14 protein-coding genes are annotated in these 16812 nt (G+C 68.5%); 9 read left to right on the top strand and 5 right to left on the bottom strand.

Annotated elements, in window-relative coordinates; translation table 11 throughout:
- Window positions 1–7 precede the first annotated feature (7 nt).
- Both GO608_RS13560 and GO608_RS13555 read right to left on the bottom strand, forming a co-directional pair.
- Window positions 8–1357 carry a peptidylprolyl isomerase gene (locus GO608_RS13560; RefSeq protein WP_169197982.1) on the bottom strand — a complete coding sequence of 450 codons (1350 nt, stop codon included), beginning with the start codon at window positions 1355–1357 and terminating at the stop codon, window positions 8–10.
- Window positions 1358–1410: 53 nt separating this feature from the next.
- A complete protein-coding gene (locus GO608_RS13555; RefSeq protein WP_211159318.1) occupies window positions 1411–3795 on the bottom strand; it encodes an LPS-assembly protein LptD in 2385 nt (794 codons plus the stop codon).
- Window positions 3796–3943: 148 nt separating this feature from the next.
- On the opposite strand from GO608_RS13555, the gene GO608_RS13550 reads away from it, so the two are divergent.
- The 9 genes from GO608_RS13550 to hemF all read left to right on the top strand — a co-directional run bounded on the left by GO608_RS13550 (window position 3944) and on the right by hemF (window position 13532).
- Window positions 3944–4948 (top strand): aminoglycoside phosphotransferase family protein, encoded by a 1005-nt coding sequence (locus tag GO608_RS13550; protein WP_169197983.1) that lies wholly within the window; start codon window positions 3944–3946, stop codon window positions 4946–4948.
- Window positions 4948–5637 (top strand): N-acetylmuramate alpha-1-phosphate uridylyltransferase MurU, encoded by a 690-nt coding sequence (murU, locus tag GO608_RS13545; RefSeq protein WP_247003134.1) that lies wholly within the window; start codon window positions 4948–4950, stop codon window positions 5635–5637. The genes GO608_RS13550 and murU overlap by 1 nt, the downstream gene beginning before the upstream one ends.
- A gap of 69 nt (window positions 5638–5706) precedes the next feature.
- Window positions 5707–7059: an aminopeptidase P N-terminal domain-containing protein gene (locus tag GO608_RS13540; RefSeq protein ID WP_169197984.1), complete on the top strand. Its 1353-nt coding sequence runs from the start codon at window positions 5707–5709 to the stop codon at window positions 7057–7059.
- Window positions 7046–8218, top strand: coding sequence for an FAD-dependent monooxygenase (locus tag GO608_RS13535; RefSeq protein WP_169197985.1), 1173 nt, complete (start codon window positions 7046–7048; stop codon window positions 8216–8218). Before GO608_RS13540 ends, GO608_RS13535 begins: the two co-directional genes overlap by 14 nt.
- A gap of 140 nt (window positions 8219–8358) precedes the next feature.
- Window positions 8359–9378 (top strand): tRNA dihydrouridine synthase DusB, encoded by a 1020-nt coding sequence (gene dusB, locus GO608_RS13530; RefSeq protein WP_169197986.1) that lies wholly within the window; start codon window positions 8359–8361, stop codon window positions 9376–9378.
- The gene (locus GO608_RS13525) at window positions 9375–9611 is read left to right on the top strand and encodes a helix-turn-helix domain-containing protein (RefSeq protein ID WP_041645644.1); all 237 of its coding nucleotides are present in this window, start codon (window positions 9375–9377) and stop codon (window positions 9609–9611) included. Before dusB ends, GO608_RS13525 begins: the two co-directional genes overlap by 4 nt.
- 74 nt (window positions 9612–9685) lie before the next feature.
- Window positions 9686–11281 (top strand): bifunctional phosphoribosylaminoimidazolecarboxamide formyltransferase/IMP cyclohydrolase, encoded by a 1596-nt coding sequence (gene purH, locus GO608_RS13520; protein ID WP_169197987.1) that lies wholly within the window; start codon window positions 9686–9688, stop codon window positions 11279–11281.
- 19 nt (window positions 11282–11300) lie between these two features.
- Window positions 11301–12590 (top strand): phosphoribosylamine--glycine ligase, encoded by a 1290-nt coding sequence (gene purD / locus GO608_RS13515; protein ID WP_169197988.1) that lies wholly within the window; start codon window positions 11301–11303, stop codon window positions 12588–12590.
- A gap of 3 nt (window positions 12591–12593) precedes the next feature.
- Entirely contained in the window at window positions 12594–13532 is a 939-nt protein-coding gene (hemF, locus tag GO608_RS13510; RefSeq protein WP_169197989.1) for an oxygen-dependent coproporphyrinogen oxidase, read from the top strand.
- Between the two features lie 22 nt (window positions 13533–13554).
- On the opposite strand, the gene GO608_RS13505 is transcribed toward hemF, so the two are convergent.
- The 3 genes from GO608_RS13505 to GO608_RS13495 all read right to left on the bottom strand — a co-directional run bounded on the left by GO608_RS13505 (window position 13555) and on the right by GO608_RS13495 (window position 16805).
- Window positions 13555–14730 carry a heme biosynthesis HemY N-terminal domain-containing protein gene (locus GO608_RS13505; protein WP_169197990.1) on the bottom strand — a complete coding sequence of 392 codons (1176 nt, stop codon included), beginning with the start codon at window positions 14728–14730 and terminating at the stop codon, window positions 13555–13557.
- Window positions 14731–14739: 9 nt separating this feature from the next.
- Window positions 14740–15888 carry a uroporphyrinogen-III C-methyltransferase gene (locus GO608_RS13500; protein WP_247003132.1) on the bottom strand — a complete coding sequence of 383 codons (1149 nt, stop codon included), beginning with the start codon at window positions 15886–15888 and terminating at the stop codon, window positions 14740–14742.
- Between the two features lie 125 nt (window positions 15889–16013).
- On the bottom strand, window positions 16014–16805 hold the full coding sequence (locus GO608_RS13495; RefSeq protein ID WP_169197992.1) for a uroporphyrinogen-III synthase: 792 nt from the start codon (window positions 16803–16805) through the stop codon (window positions 16014–16016).
- Window positions 16806–16812 lie beyond the last annotated feature (7 nt).

The raw sequence follows: 16812 nt of genomic DNA, 5'->3' as shown, positions 1-16812 counted from the left end.
TGCCGAGCTATTCCCTGCCGGTCCGGTACTCGACATACGTGCGGTCGCGCAGCTGGCGCAGCCAATCCTCGAACGCCTCGTCGGCCTTGCGCTCGCGCAGCGCATTGCGGGCCGCATTGCGCTTGCGCTCGTCGGACACGTCCTGAACCCGGCGCGCCTCGACCTGGATCAGATGCCAGCCGAACGGCGAACGCACCGGCGCACTCACTTCGCCCGGCTTAAGCGCGTTCATCGCGCGCTCGAATTCGGGGACGGTGTCGCCCGGGCTGAGCCAGCCGAGATCGCCGCCTTTCGCCGACGACAGGTCCGCCGAATGGGCTTTCGCGAGATCGTCGAAACTGGCGCCGTTGACGATCCGCTCGCGCAGCCCCAGCAGGCGGCTTTCCGCGTCGCTGTCGTTGAGGATTTCCGAAGTCCGGATCAGGATGTGACGCGCCCGCGTCTGTTCGAGTTGCTGGGGCCCGGCCGCCGCGCCGCCGCGCTTGTCGAGCAGCTTGACGATATGCAGGCCAGCGGAGCTGCGCAGCACCGGCGACACGCTGCCGGGGCTCAGCTCGCGCACCGCCTCGGCAAACAGCGGCGGCAGGCGGTCGCGGCTGCGCCAGCCGAGCGCACCGCCGTTCATCGCATCCGGGGCGTCGGAATAGCTAGCGGCGACACGCGCGAAATCGTCCCCGGAGTTGAGCCGCTGTTTCGCGGTTTCGGCGCGCGCCACGAGGCTCGCCATCTGCTGCTGCGTTGCCGCTTCGGGCACGCGGATCAGGATGTGGGCGAGCTCGAATTCCTCGCCGGACAGTGCGTCGGCGTTGTTCGCGAGGAAGTTGTCGACTTCGGCGTCGGTCACGACGATGCGGCTGTCGACTTCGCGCTCGCGCAGGCGCGTCAGCAGGATTTCGGTGCGGATATTGTCGCGGAAGCGGCTCCAGCTGACCCCGTCCTTTTCGAGCGCGGCCTGCAGCTGCGCCATGGTCAGGCGGTTGCTCTCCGCGATCCGCGCGATCGCCCGCTCGAGCGTCGCCTCGTCGACCTGCAGCGACGTGTCGCGCGCCAGCTGCAACTGCGCCCGCTCGAGCACCAGACGCTCCAGCAACTGCCGCTCGAGCACGTCGGCTGGCGGTTGCGGCGTGCCTTGGCGGTTCAGCTGGTGAATCGCCTGTTCGACCCGCTCACGCAATTCCCTCGCCGTGATGACTTCGTTGTTCACGACCGCGGCGATGTGGTCGACTTCGACGGAGCGGGGATTGGCCGCATGAACCGGAAACAGGGCTGCGGCGCAGGACAGGGCGGCGAACAGGACGAGACTGAGGCGGGATGGAGTTCGACGCCAGGAAATGCGACGCAAGGGAATTCGTATCATGGTTTCTCGAAAAATGAATCGACTCGTGTAACGCTGAAATACGGCCGCCGGATTCAGTAGACACCGAAAACGCGGTCGGACACGGGTTCGTTGATCTTGCCATATCCCGCAACGCTGCGTTTGAGCAGATTGACCGGACTGGAACCGACACTGGCCAGGCCGTTGAGTTCAAGCTGCACGAACAGCGCCTCGGTGACGTCGTCGGGATTGGTCGCGAAGCGGTGCACCGCGCTGCGCACCACCCAGCAGCCGCCATCGTATTCGAGGCCGGCGATGGTCTCGGTGATGCGGTTTTCCTTCAGCGAGCGCGTCACGCGCGCGACGCCGTACCAGCCGCGGCCGAGCGGCCACTGCCCGGAAAGGTCGAGGTCCTCCAGCACCTCGCGCGAATAACGGTAACCAAGATTGAGCGCCTTCGCGAATTCCGGCTGATAGCGCACGGTGAAGTTGAAGCGCTCCGTCAACTGCTCGCGCGGGTTGTACTGCCACGCCGAATCGATCGACGAGCTCGTCGTCACGCGCCCGCTGAACGCCGCAAGCATGTCGGCGCGGCGCCCGCCGCGGCGCGGTTCGCCCGGCAGCGTGACGCGCTGGTCGTCGAAATAGTAGCGCTGGCCGACGGTTGCGCGCAGGCGCTCGGCCCCGGTTCCCGGATCGATCAGCCGCGACGTCACGGCCGCAGTGACCTGGTTCGCGTCGGCGATGCGGTCGCCGCCGGCATAGAGGTTTTCGGAGAAGATCTGCGCGAAGCCGAAGTCGAAGCGGGCCGTGTCGAAAACCGGGATGTCGTCCTGATTGCGGTACGGCGTGCGCACATAGTAGATGCGCGGCTCCAGCGTCTGGAGATAGTCGCGGGCGAACAGCGTCGTGTCGCGCTCGAAGTGGAGTCCGCTGTCGAGCGTGAAGATCGGCAGCGTTCGCGTGATCGAGTCGCTCTCGCCGGCCAGGTCGCGATCGAGCGCGTACTGCGTGTGATGCACGCCGATTTTCGGCGTCACGTAGTAGCCCGGCCGCTCGAACGGCAATGACAGCTGCGGATACAGCGTGAAGCGGCTGCCTTCCGCCTTGCGGCTGTCCGAGTGTTCGAACTGCACGTATTCGCCGCGAAAGCCGAAGACCGTCCCCGCCGCCATGTCCTGCCGGTTCGCGTTCAGCAACAGCTGCGGCAGGCGCCGGTAAGGATCTTCGCCGGACAGCGTCTGGTAGCTTTGCACCAGCGCCGACGCGCTCCACCAGTCGCTCGCGACATAGCTGAGCCGGCCTTCGCGCAACAGGTTGACCTGCGACGCGACCGACAGGCGCGAGCTGAGGTCTTCGAAATACTGGTCGTCGGAAACGGCGTTCAGGTCGAGCGAACCGTACAGGTTCGGCGTGATCCGCTGCTGGTGCTGCACCGATCCGAGCGCGCGCTCCTCGCCGGTGACGGCGTCGCGCGGCAGCCATTCGACGCGGGACTCGCCGCGGTAGCCGGGCGTCAGGTAACGGAACTCACCCCCAAGTTGTACGCCGCGGCGCCCCATGAAGCGCGGCGCGAACGTCGCGTCGTAGTTCGGCGCGAGGTTCCAGTAATAGGGCACGGAGATGTCGACGCCGGCCTTGTTCGAAACGCCGACCGTCGGCGAGAGGAAACCCGACTGGCGCTGGGCGACGAGCGGAAATTCCGCCCACGGCCACCAGAAGATCGGCACGTCCTGGAAGATCACCGACCCGCCGCGCACGACGCCGACTTCGCGATCGTAGTCGAGCTCGAGGTCGCGCGCCTTGATGTACCAGTCCGGGTCGTCGGCTTGGCAGGTCGACCACGTCGCGTTCTCCAGGCGGTAGTGGTTCTCGCCTTCGAAGTGCATCACGTCGGCATGCCCGCTGCCGGAGATCTCGCGCACGGGCTCGCCAGGCGCAGGATCGGAGCGGCGACTGAAACGGTATTCCGGCGCCTCGAATTCGCCAACCTGCTCGGCGATCTTCAGATTGGCACGTGGCCCCTCGACCCGGTCCGTGCCCTGCGCCAGCAGCACATTGCCTTCGGCCCGCGCCTCGTCGGTCAGCTCGTTGTATGTCAGCCGGTCGGCTGACAGCAATATTCCGTCGCGCCGCAGCTCGGCGTTGCCTTCGGCGACCAGCTCGACGGCTCGCGTTCCGCTGATCTGTTGCGCGCGGATTTCGGTCGATCCCGCAGCGATCGGCGGGCTTTCCGCCGCCGCAGGGTCGGCAGCCGGTTCGGCGGGAACTCCGGCCGCTGGGGGCACGGCAGCCGGTGGCGATTCCGGCGTGGTCGATGGCCTCGCCGGTGCAGGCGGCGGCGCCTGCACCTCAGGCGCCTCCGCGCTTCGGGCCGGCGCCTGTCCGGCCGGGCGTTCCGGCCGGCTCTTCACCAGGTCCGGGGAAACCACCAGACGTGGCAATCCTGCCGCCACCGCAGCTCCCGAGAAGCAGCACATCAGCAGCGGGATAAGCTTCAGCCGCGTTCTCAATCGCGTTTCGCGCAAGCGTCTTCCCCAATCGTCAAGAGTCAGCCCGACGGCGAGCGGCACGGTCGAAGCCTTTGATAAACTCACCGATTTTACACGAAGCCTCGCGGAGAACCCGGTGCAAAGACTCACCCAACTGAACGCCTGGCTGACGGCGCAGCTACCCGGACAGGATTTCGAACTGAGCCCGGCCTCGGCCGACGCCAGCTTCCGGCGCTATTTCCGCGTGCGTTTTGCCGACGGCAGCCCGAGCCGCATCGTCATGGACGCACCGCCCGAACACGAGGACACGCGCCCTTGGCTCAAGGTCGCCGAACTCTTCGGCGCCGCCGGCGCACACGTTCCCGAAGTGCTGGCGCGCGACCCGGAGCACGGCTTCCTGCTGCTGTCCGATCTCGGCAGCACGACCTACCTCGCCGCGCTGACCCCGGCGAACGCCGCGAGCCTCTATGCCGACGCCCTCGGCACGCTGATCGCGATCCAGAAAACGAGCCGCCCCGGCGTGCTGCCGGACTATTCGCGCGAGCTGCTGCGGCGCGAGCTGATGCTGTTCCCCGAGTGGTACATCACGCGCCACAAGGGCGTGAGCCTCGACGAGCGCCAGCGCGCCGCGCTGGAGGGCGTGTTCGACCGCATCCTCGCCGTCAACCTCGCCGAGCCGCAGGTCTTCGTGCATCGCGACTACCACTCGCGCAACCTGATGTACCTCGCCCAGGGCGCCAACCCCGGCGTCATCGACTTCCAGGACGCGGTGTACGGCCCGCTGACCTACGACCTCGCTTCGCTGTTCAAGGACGCCTACATCCACTGGGAAGAGGAGTTCACGCTCGATCTGCTCGCGCGCTACTGGGAAGCCGCGCGCAAGCTCGGACTGCCGGTGCGCGAGGATTTCTCCGACTTCCACCGCGACTACGAATGGATGGGCGTGCAGCGCCACGTCAAGGTGCTCGGCATCTTCGCCCGCCTGTGTCACCGCGACGGCAAGGACGGCTACCTCGCCGACATGCCGCGGGTGATGGACTACCTGCGCCGCGCGTGCAAACGCTACCGCGATCTCACGCCGCTGCTGCGGCTGCTCGACCAGGTGGATCCCGAGCCGGTCGAAGTCGGCTACACGTTCTGATGCGCGCGATGATCCTCGCCGCCGGGCGCGGCGAGCGGATGCGCCCGCTGACCGACGCGTGCCCGAAGCCGCTGCTCGTCGCCGGCGGGCGGCCGCTGATCGCGTGGCATCTCGAGCGGCTGCGCGCCGCGGGCTTCACCGACGTCGTCATCAACCACGCCCATCTGGGAACGATGATCGAAGCGGCGCTCGGCGACGGCCGGCAGTTCGGGCTGCATATCGCGTACTCCGCCGAAGCCGAGGCGCTGGAGACCGCTGGCGGCATCCGCCAGGCGCTGGCGCTGCTCGGCGACGCACCTTTCCTCGTCGTCAACGGCGACGTTTTCTGCGACGCGGACCTCGCCGCGCTGCGCCCCGTCGGCGCCGAACTTGCCGCAACGGGCGACCTCGCCCACCTCGTGATGGTGCCCAACCCGGGCCATCACCCCGGCGGCGATTTTCGCCTCGACGGCGAACGCCTGCACCGCGACGGCGAACCGCGGCTGACGTTTTCCGGCATCGGCGTCTATCGGCCGGCGCTGTTCGCCGCCGTCGCAGCGGGAACGAAAGCGCCGCTGGGCCCGCTGCTGCGGGAGGCGATGGACGCGGGCCGGGTGCGCGGCGCGCTCCATCGCGGCTACTGGCTCGACGTCGGGACGCCGCAGCGCCTCGCCACGCTCGACCGGCATCTGCGACAGGTCATCGACTGAGCGCCGCTCGCGAACAGGGTCGGTTCCGCAGGGTCGAAACCGCAAATCGCCCCGTGCCATAATGAATTCATGAAAAACCTTTCAGAGCGCCCCGTGCCCGACATCGCCCCGTTTCACGCCCGCCGCGAACGACTTCTCGCGCGCATGAACGCGCTCGGCGGCGGCATCGCGGTGCTGCCGACCGCCGCCGAATGCACGCGCAACCGGGACACGCACTATCCGTTCCGCCACGACAGCTACTTCCATTACCTGACTGGCTTCGGCGAGCCCGAAGCGGTGGTCGTGCTGGTTGCCGGCGAATCCCCGCGCTCGATCCTATTCTGCCGCGAGAAGAACGAGGAACGGGAGATCTGGGACGGTTACCGTTTCGGCCCCGATGCGGCCCGCGAGCGCTTCGGCTTCGACGAAGCGTGGACGATCGGCGACCTCGACCAGCGCCTGCCCGACCTCCTCGCGAACCAGCCGAAGCTGTGGTGCGCCCTGGGCTACGAAGCCGACTGGGACGCCCGCGTGATGCGCGCACTGAACACAGTGCGGGCGAACGCGCGCGCCGGCGCAGTGCCCCCGCATGCGATCCACGACGTGCGTACCGAGCTCGACGAAATGCGCCTTGTGAAGGACGACTCGGAGCTCGCAATCATGCGCCGCGCAGCCGCAATCTCGGGTGACGGCCACCGGCGCGCGATGGCCGCGACCCGCCCCGGCCGCCACGAATACGAGGTCGAGGCCGAACTCCTGTACAGCTTTCGCCGCGCCGGCAGCCAGGCGCCCGCCTACCCGTCGATCGTCGCCAGCGGCCCGAATGCATGCGTGCTGCACTACGTCGAGAACGATCGCATGATGGCCGACGGCGAGCTGCTGCTGATCGATGCCGGCTGCGAGCTCGACGGCTACGCGTCCGACATCACCCGGACATTTCCCGTCAATGGCCGGTTCACCGGCGCGCAGCGGGACGTCTATGAACTCGTGCTCGCCGCGCAGCGCGCTGCGAAAGACATGATCCGTCCCGGCGTGCTGTGGAACGACCCGCACGACGCCGCGGTGCGGGTCATCGCGCAAGGCCTGCTCGATCTCGGCCTGCTCTCCGGCCCGCTCGATGCCGTCATCGAACAAGGCCTCTACCGGCGCTTCTACATGCACCGCACCGGCCACTGGCTCGGCCGCGATGTCCATGACGCGGGCGAATACAAGCGCGCCGGCGAGTGGCGGCCGCTCGAACCCGGCATGGTGCTGACGGTCGAGCCGGGTTGTTACATCCGCGCCGCCGCCGACGTGCCGGAAGCGTTCTGGAACATCGGCGTGCGCATCGAGGACGATGCCGTCGTCACCGCAACCGGGTGCGAATTCATCACCGATGCGGCGCCACGCTCGATCGCCGACATCGAGGCGGTGATGCGCGAGGGCGCCGGTGCGACAGCCTGACCTCTTGGTCGTCGGCGCCGGGCCGGTCGGGCTCGCGCTGGCGCTCGCGCTGAAAGACAGCGGACTTGCGATCGTGCTTGCCGACGCCCGCCCGCGCGCGGCCGTGCTCGCCGACCCGCGTGTGCTCGCGCTCGCGCACGGCACGCGCCTGACGCTGGAGCGCCTCGGCGTGTGGGACGCGCTGCCGGTGACGCCGATCCGCCGCATCCACGTCTCGCAGCAAGGGGGGTTTGGCCGCACCGAACTGCGGGCCGAGGACTACCATCAGCCGGCGCTCGGCTACGTCGTCTCGGCCGGCGCGCTCGCGGGAGCCCTGCGCGCGGCGGTGGACCGCAGCGGCATCGCCGTCCTTGACGAAACGGAAGTCACCGCGCTCACGCCGCAGGCTGACGCTGTCGTTGCCACCCTCGTTGCCACCCTCGGCGGCACTGCGGCGAGCGCCCCGGACGACACGCCGTGCCGCGCGCGCCTCGTCGCCTGCGCTGAAGGCCGGCTCGAGGCCGGCAGCCGGGACGTCGTCGAGCACGACTACCGCCAGCACGCCCTCATCGCGCGGATCGACGTCGACGGCGGTCATCACCATCGCGCTTTCGAGCGCTTCACGCCACAGGGCCCGATCGCGCTGCTGCCCTGCGACAGCAACTATGCGCTGGTCCAAGCCGTTTCGCCCGAACGCGCCGACGAGCTGCTCGCCCTCGACGACGCGGGCTATGTCGCGCAGTTGCAGGACCGCTTCGGCACCCGCTTGCGGTTCGGCGCTGTTTCCCGCCGCCATCGCTATCCCCTCGGCCTGCGCTACCGGCGTGATCCGGCGGGCGCCCGCACCGTGTGGCTCGGCAACGCCGCCCAGACTCTCCATCCGGTCGCCGGACAGGGCTTCAACCTCGCGCTGCGCGACGTCTGGGCGCTCGCGGACACGCTGCTGCGCCACCGCGGCGATCCGGGCGGCGCGGCAGTCCTGGACGCCTATGCCGATTCCCGCGGCCTCGACCGCTTCGGCGCGATCCACTTCACCGACGCGCTTGTGCGCGTGTTCAGCAATGACTTCGCCCCGCTGCGCCAGCTGCGCGGCGCCGGCCTGCTGGCCCTCGACCTCATCCCGCCGCTGCGCGATTTCGTCGCGCGGCGGATGATGTTCGGCGCGCGCGCCTGGCCCTGAGCGGCACCGTCCCGGCGGGGCGCTGCGCGGGCGCAAAAACGACAGGATGTGATGCAATCGGCGTCGGCGCTGCATTCCGCTGCTCGGCCGGCGGCGCATGGGGTAAAATGCGCCCTCTTCCCCGAACACCCTCTCCATCCATGCAGTACGCCGGTTTTACCCTGCGCAACAATCTTTTCGTCGCCCCGATGGCGGGCGTGACCGATCGACCGTTCCGCCAGCTGTGCAAGAAGCTCGGCGCAGGCGTCGCAGTCAGCGAAATGGTCACATCGAACTCGCTGCTCTACGGCAGCGCGAAAACCCGTCGCCGTGCCGAGCACACCGGCGAGGTCGAGCCGATTTCGGTGCAGATCGCCGGCGCCGATCCGGCGATGATGGCCGATGCCGCGCGCTACAACGCGGACAACGGCGCGCAGATCATCGACATCAACATGGGTTGCCCGGCGAAGAAAGTATGCAACGTCATGGCAGGCTCGGCGCTGATGCAGAACGAGCCGCTCGTCGCGCGCATCCTCGAGGCGGTCGTCGCCGCCGTGCCCGCCACTCCGGTGACGCTCAAGTTCCGCACCGGCTGGAACCGCGACAACCGCAACGCGCCAGCGATCGCCCGCATCGCCGAAGCATCGGGCATCCGTGCGGTCGCGATCCATGGCCGCACGCGCGCCGACCAATACACCGGCAACGCCGAGTACGACACGATCGCCGAAGTGAAATCCCTCGTGAAGATCCCGGTGATAGCCAACGGCGATATCACGACGCCCGAGAAAGCCCGCTACGTGCTCGACTACACCGGCGCCGACGGCGTGATGATCGGCCGCGCCGCGCAGGGCCGGCCGTGGATTTTCCGCGAAATCGAGCATTACCTCGCGACCGGCACGCTGCTGCCGCCGCCGCTCGTCGCCGAGATTCTCCAGGTATGCCGCGAGCACCTGGGCGACCTGTACGCGTTCTATGGAGAGGAAACCGGAGTCAGGATCGCGCGCAAACACATCTCCTGGTACACGAAGGGCCTCGTCGGCTCGGCGGCATTCCGCCGCACGATGAACCAGCTGTCAGATGTGCGCGAACAACTCGAGGCTGTTGACGACTTCTTCGGCCGCCTCGCCGAGCAGGACGCCCGCCTGCGCTACGAAGAACTTCCGCAGGAACTCGCAGCATGACCCGCTCGAACGAGATCGCCGAATCGATCCATCGCACCCTTGACCAGTACTTCCGCGACCTGGACGGTGAGAAGCCGGCCGCAATTTATGACATGGTGATTCGCAACGTCGAGCGCCCGATGCTCGAATTCGTGCTTCGCCAGGCCAATGGCAACCAGACCGTCGCCGCCGAGATGCTCGGTATCAACCGCAACACGCTGCGCCGCAAGCTGACCGAATACGAACTGCTGTAGCGCAGCCCGACCCTCACTCCCCCCGCGGCGAAGCCGCCGCGTCGCCCACCCGATTTTTTCTTGCGATCCTCACGATGAAAGTCTCCCAAGCCCTGATCAGCGTCTCCGACAAGCGCGGCGTCCTCGAATTTGCCCGCTCGCTCGATGCGCTCGGCGTCAAGCTGCTGTCGACCGGCGGCACGGCCGCGATGCTGCGCGAGGCCGGCCTGCCGGTCACCGACGTGTCCGAGCACACCGGTTTTCCGGAAATGCTCGACGGCCGCGTCAAGACGCTGCACCCGAAAGTGCATGGCGGCATCCTCGCGCGTCGTGACCTGCCCGAGCATATGGAGACGATTGCCGCACACGACATCTCGCGCATCGACCTCGTCGTCGTGAACCTCTATCCGTTCGCCGCAACCGTCGCCAAGCCCGACTGCACGCTCGACGACGCGATCGAGAACATCGACATCGGCGGCCCGACGATGGTGCGCGCGGCGGCCAAGAACCACGGCAACGATGCGGGCGGCGTCGGCATCGTCACCGACCCGGAAGACTACGCACCGATCGTCGCCGAGCTGAGATCGGGGGACGGCGCGCTGAGCTACAGGACGCGCTTCGCGCTCGCGGTAAAAGCTTTCACGCATACTGCGCGCTACGACGCGGCAATTTCCAACTACCTGACGGCGCTGAGTTTCGACGATGCCGGAGCAGCCACGCGGCAGGCCTACCCGGAGCGCTTCCAGCTCGCGTTCGACAAGGTCCAGGACCTGCGCTACGGCGAGAATCCGCACCAGTCCGCGGCCTTCTACCGCGAGCCGTCGGTCCCCGAAGGCGTGATCGCGGCGTACCGGCAGCTGCAGGGCAAGGAACTGTCTTACAACAACATCGCCGACGCCGACGCGGCATGGGAATGCGTCAAGGCGTTCGACGTCGAGGCCGGCCGCGTCGCGTGCGTCATCGTCAAGCACGCGAACCCGTGCGGCGTGGCCCTCGCCGAAACCCCGCAGGCCGCTTACCGCAAGGCTTTCTCGACCGATCCGACGTCGGCCTTCGGCGGCATCATCGCGTTCAACTGCGAAGTCGACCGGGCCGCTGCCGAGGCCGTCGCAGCGCAGTTCCTCGAAGTGCTGATCGCGCCGTCGTACAGCGCCGACGCGCTCGCGGTGCTCGCCACGAAGCAGAACGTGCGGGTGCTGACGTGCGCGCTCGGCAAGCCGTCCGGCGCCCTCGACCTGAAGCGGGTCGGCGGCGGGCTGCTGGTGCAGAGCGCCGACGAGGCGCGCATCGCGGTCGCCAATCTCAGAATCGTCACCCGCCGCGCGCCGACCGAACAGGAACTCGGCGACCTGCTGTTCGCGTGGCGGGTCGCGAAATACGTCAAATCGAACGCGATCGTGTATTGCCGTGACGGCATGACGGTCGGCGTCGGCGCAGGACAGATGAGCCGCGTCGATTCGGCCCGCATTGCCGCGATCAAGGCCGAGAACGCCGGGCTGACGGTGCACGGCTCGGTCGTCGCCTCCGACGCGTTCTTCCCGTTCCGCGACGGGCTCGACGTGCTCGGCCAAGCCGGCGCGACCGCGGTGATCCAGCCGGGCGGCTCGATGCGCGACAGCGAGGTGATCGCGGCGGCGGACGAACAGGGCGTGGCGATGGTGTTCACCGGTTTCCGTCATTTCCGGCATTGAGAGCGGCACAGGAAAACTCATGAAAGTTCTCGTCATCGGCTCCGGCGGCCGCGAACACGCGCTGGCCTGGAGACTCGCCCAGTCGCCCAAAGTCACACGCGTGCTGGTTGCCCCGGGCAATCCGGGCACCGCGCGCGAACCGCTGCTCGAGAACGTCGCGGTCACTGCGATCCCGGACCTCGTCGAACTCGCGCGCACCGAGCAGGTGCAATTCACCGTCGTCGGCCCCGAAGCACCGCTTGCCGCCGGCGTCGTCGACGCTTTTCGCGCCGCCGGGCTGCCGATCTTCGGTCCGACGAAAGGCGCGGCGCAGCTCGAAAGCTCGAAGGACTTCGCCAAGCGCTTCATGGCCCGGCACAACATCCCGACGGCGAAGCACGCGACTTTCTCCGACCCGTCCGCGGCCCACGACTATGTCGAGAGCGAAGGGGCGCCGATCGTCATCAAGGCCGACGGCCTCGCCGCCGGCAAGGGCGTTGTGGTCGCCGCGACGCTCGCCGAAGCCCATGCCGCGATCGACCTGATGCTGGGCGGCAGCCAGAGCGGCGTGCAGTACGACGAAGCCGGTGCACGCGTCGTCATCGAGGAGTTCATGGCGGGCGAGGAAGCGAGCTTCATCGTCATGGCCGACGGCAAGCATGCGCTGGCGCTGGCGACTAGCCAGGACCACAAGCGCCTGCGAGACAAGGACGAGGGCCCCAACACCGGAGGCATGGGCGCCTATTCGCCGGCGCCGGTCGTGACGCCCGAAATCCATGCCCGCGTGATGCGCGAGATCATCCTGCCGACTCTTGCCGGCATGAGTGCCGACGGGCTGGCCTATACCGGCTTCCTGTACGCTGGCCTGATGATCGACGAAGCGGGCCAGCCGCGCGTCGTCGAGTTCAACTGCCGCCTGGGCGACCCGGAAACCCAGCCGATCATGATGCGCCTGAAGACCGACCTGTCCGACCTCGTCGAAGCGGCGATCGGCGGGCGGCTCGACCAGGTCGAAGCCGAATGGGACCGCCGCGTCGCGCTCGGCGTCGTGCTCGCCGCCGCAGGCTATCCCGAGGCGCCGCACAAGGGCGACGTGGTATCCGGGTTCCCGGCCACCGAGAGCGAGGACGTGCATGTCTTCCATGCCGGCACCGCGGAGCTGGACGGGCGGGTTGTGACTGCCGGAGGCCGCGTGCTGTGCGTCACCGCGCTCGGCGACAACATCCGCAGCGCGCAGAAGCGCGCCTACGAGGTGGCCGACGGGATCATTTTCGAAGGACGCCAGTACCGCCGCGACATCGGCCACCGCGCCATTGCCCGCAAAGGCTGAACGATGGACGCGCCCGATTCGCGCGTCGTCAGGCAGCACCTGCTCGACCTGCAAAGCGGCATCGTCGCCGCACTCGAACGGTTCGACGGCGGCAGCTTCCGCGAGGATGCGTGGCAGCGTCCGGCGGGCGGCGGAGGCCTCACGCGCGTCATCGAGGAAGGCCATTTCTTCGAACGGGGCGGGGTCAATTTCTCGCATGTGATCGGCGACGCGATGCCGGCTTCGGCAACCGCGCGCCGCCCCGATCTCGCGGGCCGCGCATTCGAGGCGATGGGCGTGTCGCTCGTGCTGCATCCGCGCAACCCGTACTGTCCGACGGTGCACATGAATGTGCGCTTCTTCATCGCGTCGCACCCGGACGCTGCCGTTGCACCGCCCGCCGCGGCGCCGGTGTGGTGGTTCGGCGGAGGCATGGACCTGACGCCCTATTACCCGTACGAGGAAGACGTGCGCGCTTTTCACCGCGCCTGCCGGGCCGCGGTGCTGCCGTGGGGCGGGGAGCCGGAATACCGTCGCCTCAAGGAATGGTGCGACCGGTACTTTTTCCTCAAGCACCGCAACGAACCCCGTGGCGTTGGAGGCCTGTTCTTCGACGATCTCGGCGCCGACGGCAAGACGGACTTCGACGCCGCATTCGGGCTCGCGCGCAGCGTCGGCGACGCATTCCTCGACGCCTACCTGCCGATCATCGAGCGGCGGCGCGACGTCGAATACGGCGATCGCGAACGCGACTTCCAAGCCTACCGCCGCGGCCGCTACGTCGAATTCAACCTGGTGTTCGACCGCGGCACGCTGTTCGGCCTGCAGTCGGGCGGACGCACCGAGTCGATCCTGATGTCGCTTCCGCCGCTCGTCAAATGGCGTTACGACTGGCAGCCGGAGCGGGGCAGCGCCGAGGCGCGTCTATACGACGAGTTTCTCGTTCCGCGCGACTGGTGCTGACGGCCCCGCGGAGCGAGGCAGCTCAGGCAGCCGAATGTTCGGCTGCCGTGCGATAGTGGGCGTGCGCCTCTTCGGGCCGTTCGAGGCGTTCGAACAGATGCGCGAGCGCGAGGTGGGTTTCGATCGTCGGCGCAAGGTTCAGCGACGCTTCGAGGTAACTCTGCGCCTTGCCCCACAGCTGCGCCGCCACGCATAGCCGGCCGAGCGCATACAGCAGGTCCGCATCCTTCGGGTGCTTGCGCAGCCACCCTTCGGCACGCGCCAGGCAGCCGGCCGCATCGCCGTTCGCACACTGGGCGTACAGCCGCGCCAACCCCCCATCCCACTCGGTGTCGAGCATGCGTTCCACGGTCTTGCGCACCAGCGCTCCCTGTCCCGCTGCGGCAAGATAGGGAACGGCTTCCTCGACCATGCGCCGGTCACCCAGTTCGGCAGTGGGAATGCTGCGCCAGTACGCCGCGAGCGCTTCGCCGTCGCCGGCCAGTTCGCGTATCCGTTCGACGTGCGCGCGGCGCACCACCGGTTGTGCCTGCTCGTCCGTCAGCGCCTTGTGCTTGCGCAACTGCCGCGCGAGGCGCAGAACCTCTTCCCAGTGCCCGAGCGCCGAAGCCACTTTCAGCGACAGGCGCAGCGCAGCGATGTGCCGGTGCCCGGACAGGCGCAGATTTTCGAGCCGTTCGGCGGCTTCCTCGAAGCGCCGCCCTTCGACCGCGAGTTCAGCTTCGGTCATCAGGCGCGCAACACGGGCTTCTTCTTCCTGCTCGGCAGCCCGCCCGATCCAGATCCGGTAGCGGGCGTCATCATGCATGCCATGCGCCGCACGCGCTGCGACCAGCGCCGCCATCGAGCGGCTTTCCCCGGCGTCGAAAGCGCTGCCGGAGAGCTTCAACGCCTGCGCGAAGCGACCTTCGAAAAGCGCCCGCAAGCCCTCGCGCAGCGCTCGGCCGGCCTTGTCCTTGCGCCGGCGCTCGCGAAACACGCCGACCCGCCCGGGCAGCGCGAGCGTTTTTCCGACCAGCCGGAGCACCACGTAGCCGATGAAAAACGCCGCGAGCAGCGCGACGATGAGAAGATTCAGTGACAGCTGGGCGCGCCACGGCGGCAGCACGACGAGCACGTAGCCGGTGTTGATGCTCGCGAGCATCGCCACCCCGGCAGCGAGAGCGAACAGCGCGATGAGCCAGAGCAGAGTACGCATCGGGCCTCCTCAACGCTCGCCGGCGACCGGCGGCTGCTCGCGCGGCTGCGCCGGCGCAGCAGGCGCCGACCGGCCCTCGGGAGCGGAAGCTGCACCGGCGGGTGGACGGCCCGCACCGGAAGCGGCACCACCACCGGGCGCTGGCGTGCCGTTGAGCGGCCGCCGACTTTCGGCCGAGCGCGCCTGCAGCATCCGCAGTGCAGCGATGCTTTCGGTCGGCGTCGGCTGCTCGACCTTGACCGGCATTGCCTGCAACGCCGCGAGTTCGGCGAGCGTTTCCTGCACTGCCGGGTCGCGCTCGTCGAAAAAGCGTTCGATCCAGCCTCGCGCCTGCGCGAGGTCGGCGGCGAAAGTCCGGCCGTCGCGGGCGAGCAGCGCGAGCCGCGCGGTCAGCAGGCGAATCTTGAGATTCTCGCGCAGGTAGGTGCTTTGCGCCGGCGCCAGCAGCACCGGTTCCGACTGGTCGAGACGCTCGATTCGCACCAGCGTCAGCATTTCGCGCCAGATGTCGCCCGCCAGTCCGGTGATGAAATCGATCACCGAAGGGTCGGCCGAAGCGCCCTCCGGCGCGTTTGCCCCCTCGTTGCCGACGGCAGCGGGGTCGTCGAGTTGCCCGGCGAAAGCCAGCGGCAGCGTGTCGACCCGCTCGAGCAGCGCCTCCAGGCGCAGCGCGATGCCGGGGATGTCGACCTGCGGCGCAGCCTGGAGCCGCTCGATGTCACGCACCAGCGCGCGGCGCAAGGCCTGGAATTGGCCGCGGTCCTGCGCCGCGAGCCGCGCCTCGGCCCCCTGCAACGCGATCAGCGCAGCTTCGTGGTTGCCGGCCAGCTGCAGTTGCTGCGCGGCGATGCCGATCGCCTGCTCGGCCTCGGCGACGATCCGATCGTCCCGCGTTCGCGAAAACTCTTGGTAGAGATTTTCGAGCGCGGCGGCCTGCCCTTCGGTGGCCGCGACGTGCGCCTCGAGCGCGCCGATCTTGCCCTGCAGCGACGCGATCGACTCCTGCTGCTGACGCGCCGATCCCCGCGCTTCGGCAAGCGCGGAATCGCTCGCCGCCAGGCGCTGGGCGACTTCCTCGCGAATCTCGATGACGCCCGAGCGCAGCTCGTATACCTGCCAGCCGGCGAGCCCGGCCACCGCGAGCGCGACCAGCGCCACGGTCGTGGCGAGGCCGCTGCCCCGCTTCGAGGAGGAAGCCGGCGGCGTGGAGGACGAGGTGGACGGCGTCGATCCGGAGGGGGTATCGGAACGCGGAGGCTGGGAAAGCGCTGGAATTTCTTCTTTCATGCCGGAGAGTTTAACCGAGGTCGCTGGAAATGAGATTCGAGTGCGCGAATGAGCCCTTCGTCACCGGGACCGGTTTCGACGACGCACACGAAGCCCGCCGCGCGGGCGTGGGCCGCGATTCTCGGGTGCGGCGCGAAGATCGGGACCGGGCACAGCAGGCGCAGGCCCTCGGCGCCGACGATCGCGACGAGCTTGGCGACGCCTTCGCTGCTCGTCAGCGTGATCGCATCAAGTGCGCCGCGCCGCGCGAGGTCGAGCAGCAGGGCCGGGTCCTGGTCGGGCTGGAAGCGGCGATAACAGCTCACGTATTCGACGTCGGCGCCGTGTTCGCGCAAGGTTTCGCCGAGCAGGTCGCGACCGCCGTCGCCGCGGAAAATCACGATCCGCCGGCCGCGCACCGCTTCGGGCCGGAATTCCGGAAGGGCGAGCACCGACTCGCTGTCGAACCCGCTGCGCGGCGCGACGACGGCGCCGAAACCGAATGCTGCGAGCGCCCGCTCGCTCCCCTTGCCGACCGTCGCGACGACCACGCGCTGCGGCCACGCGCGCCGCGCGAGGATCGGCGTGAGCGCGTGCTGGACGGCGTTCGGGCTGACGAAAAACGCGAGGTCGAACTGATCGAGCCGGGCAGCGATGTCGTCGAGTTGCGCGCCGTCGACGGCGCCGATCGCGAGCACCGGAAAGCGCACCGGAATGCCGCCGCGTGCAGCGATCGCCTCGCACAGGCTGTCGGCCTGCCCGGCCGGGCGGGTGACTGCGACGTGACGTCCGCAGAGTGTCTTGCGCATCGTCGGC

It is taken from the genome of Aromatoleum buckelii, from assembly GCF_012910785.2.
GTDB lineage: Bacteria > Pseudomonadota > Gammaproteobacteria > Burkholderiales > Rhodocyclaceae > Aromatoleum > Aromatoleum buckelii.
This window is presented reverse-complemented; position numbering and strand designations above follow the sequence as displayed.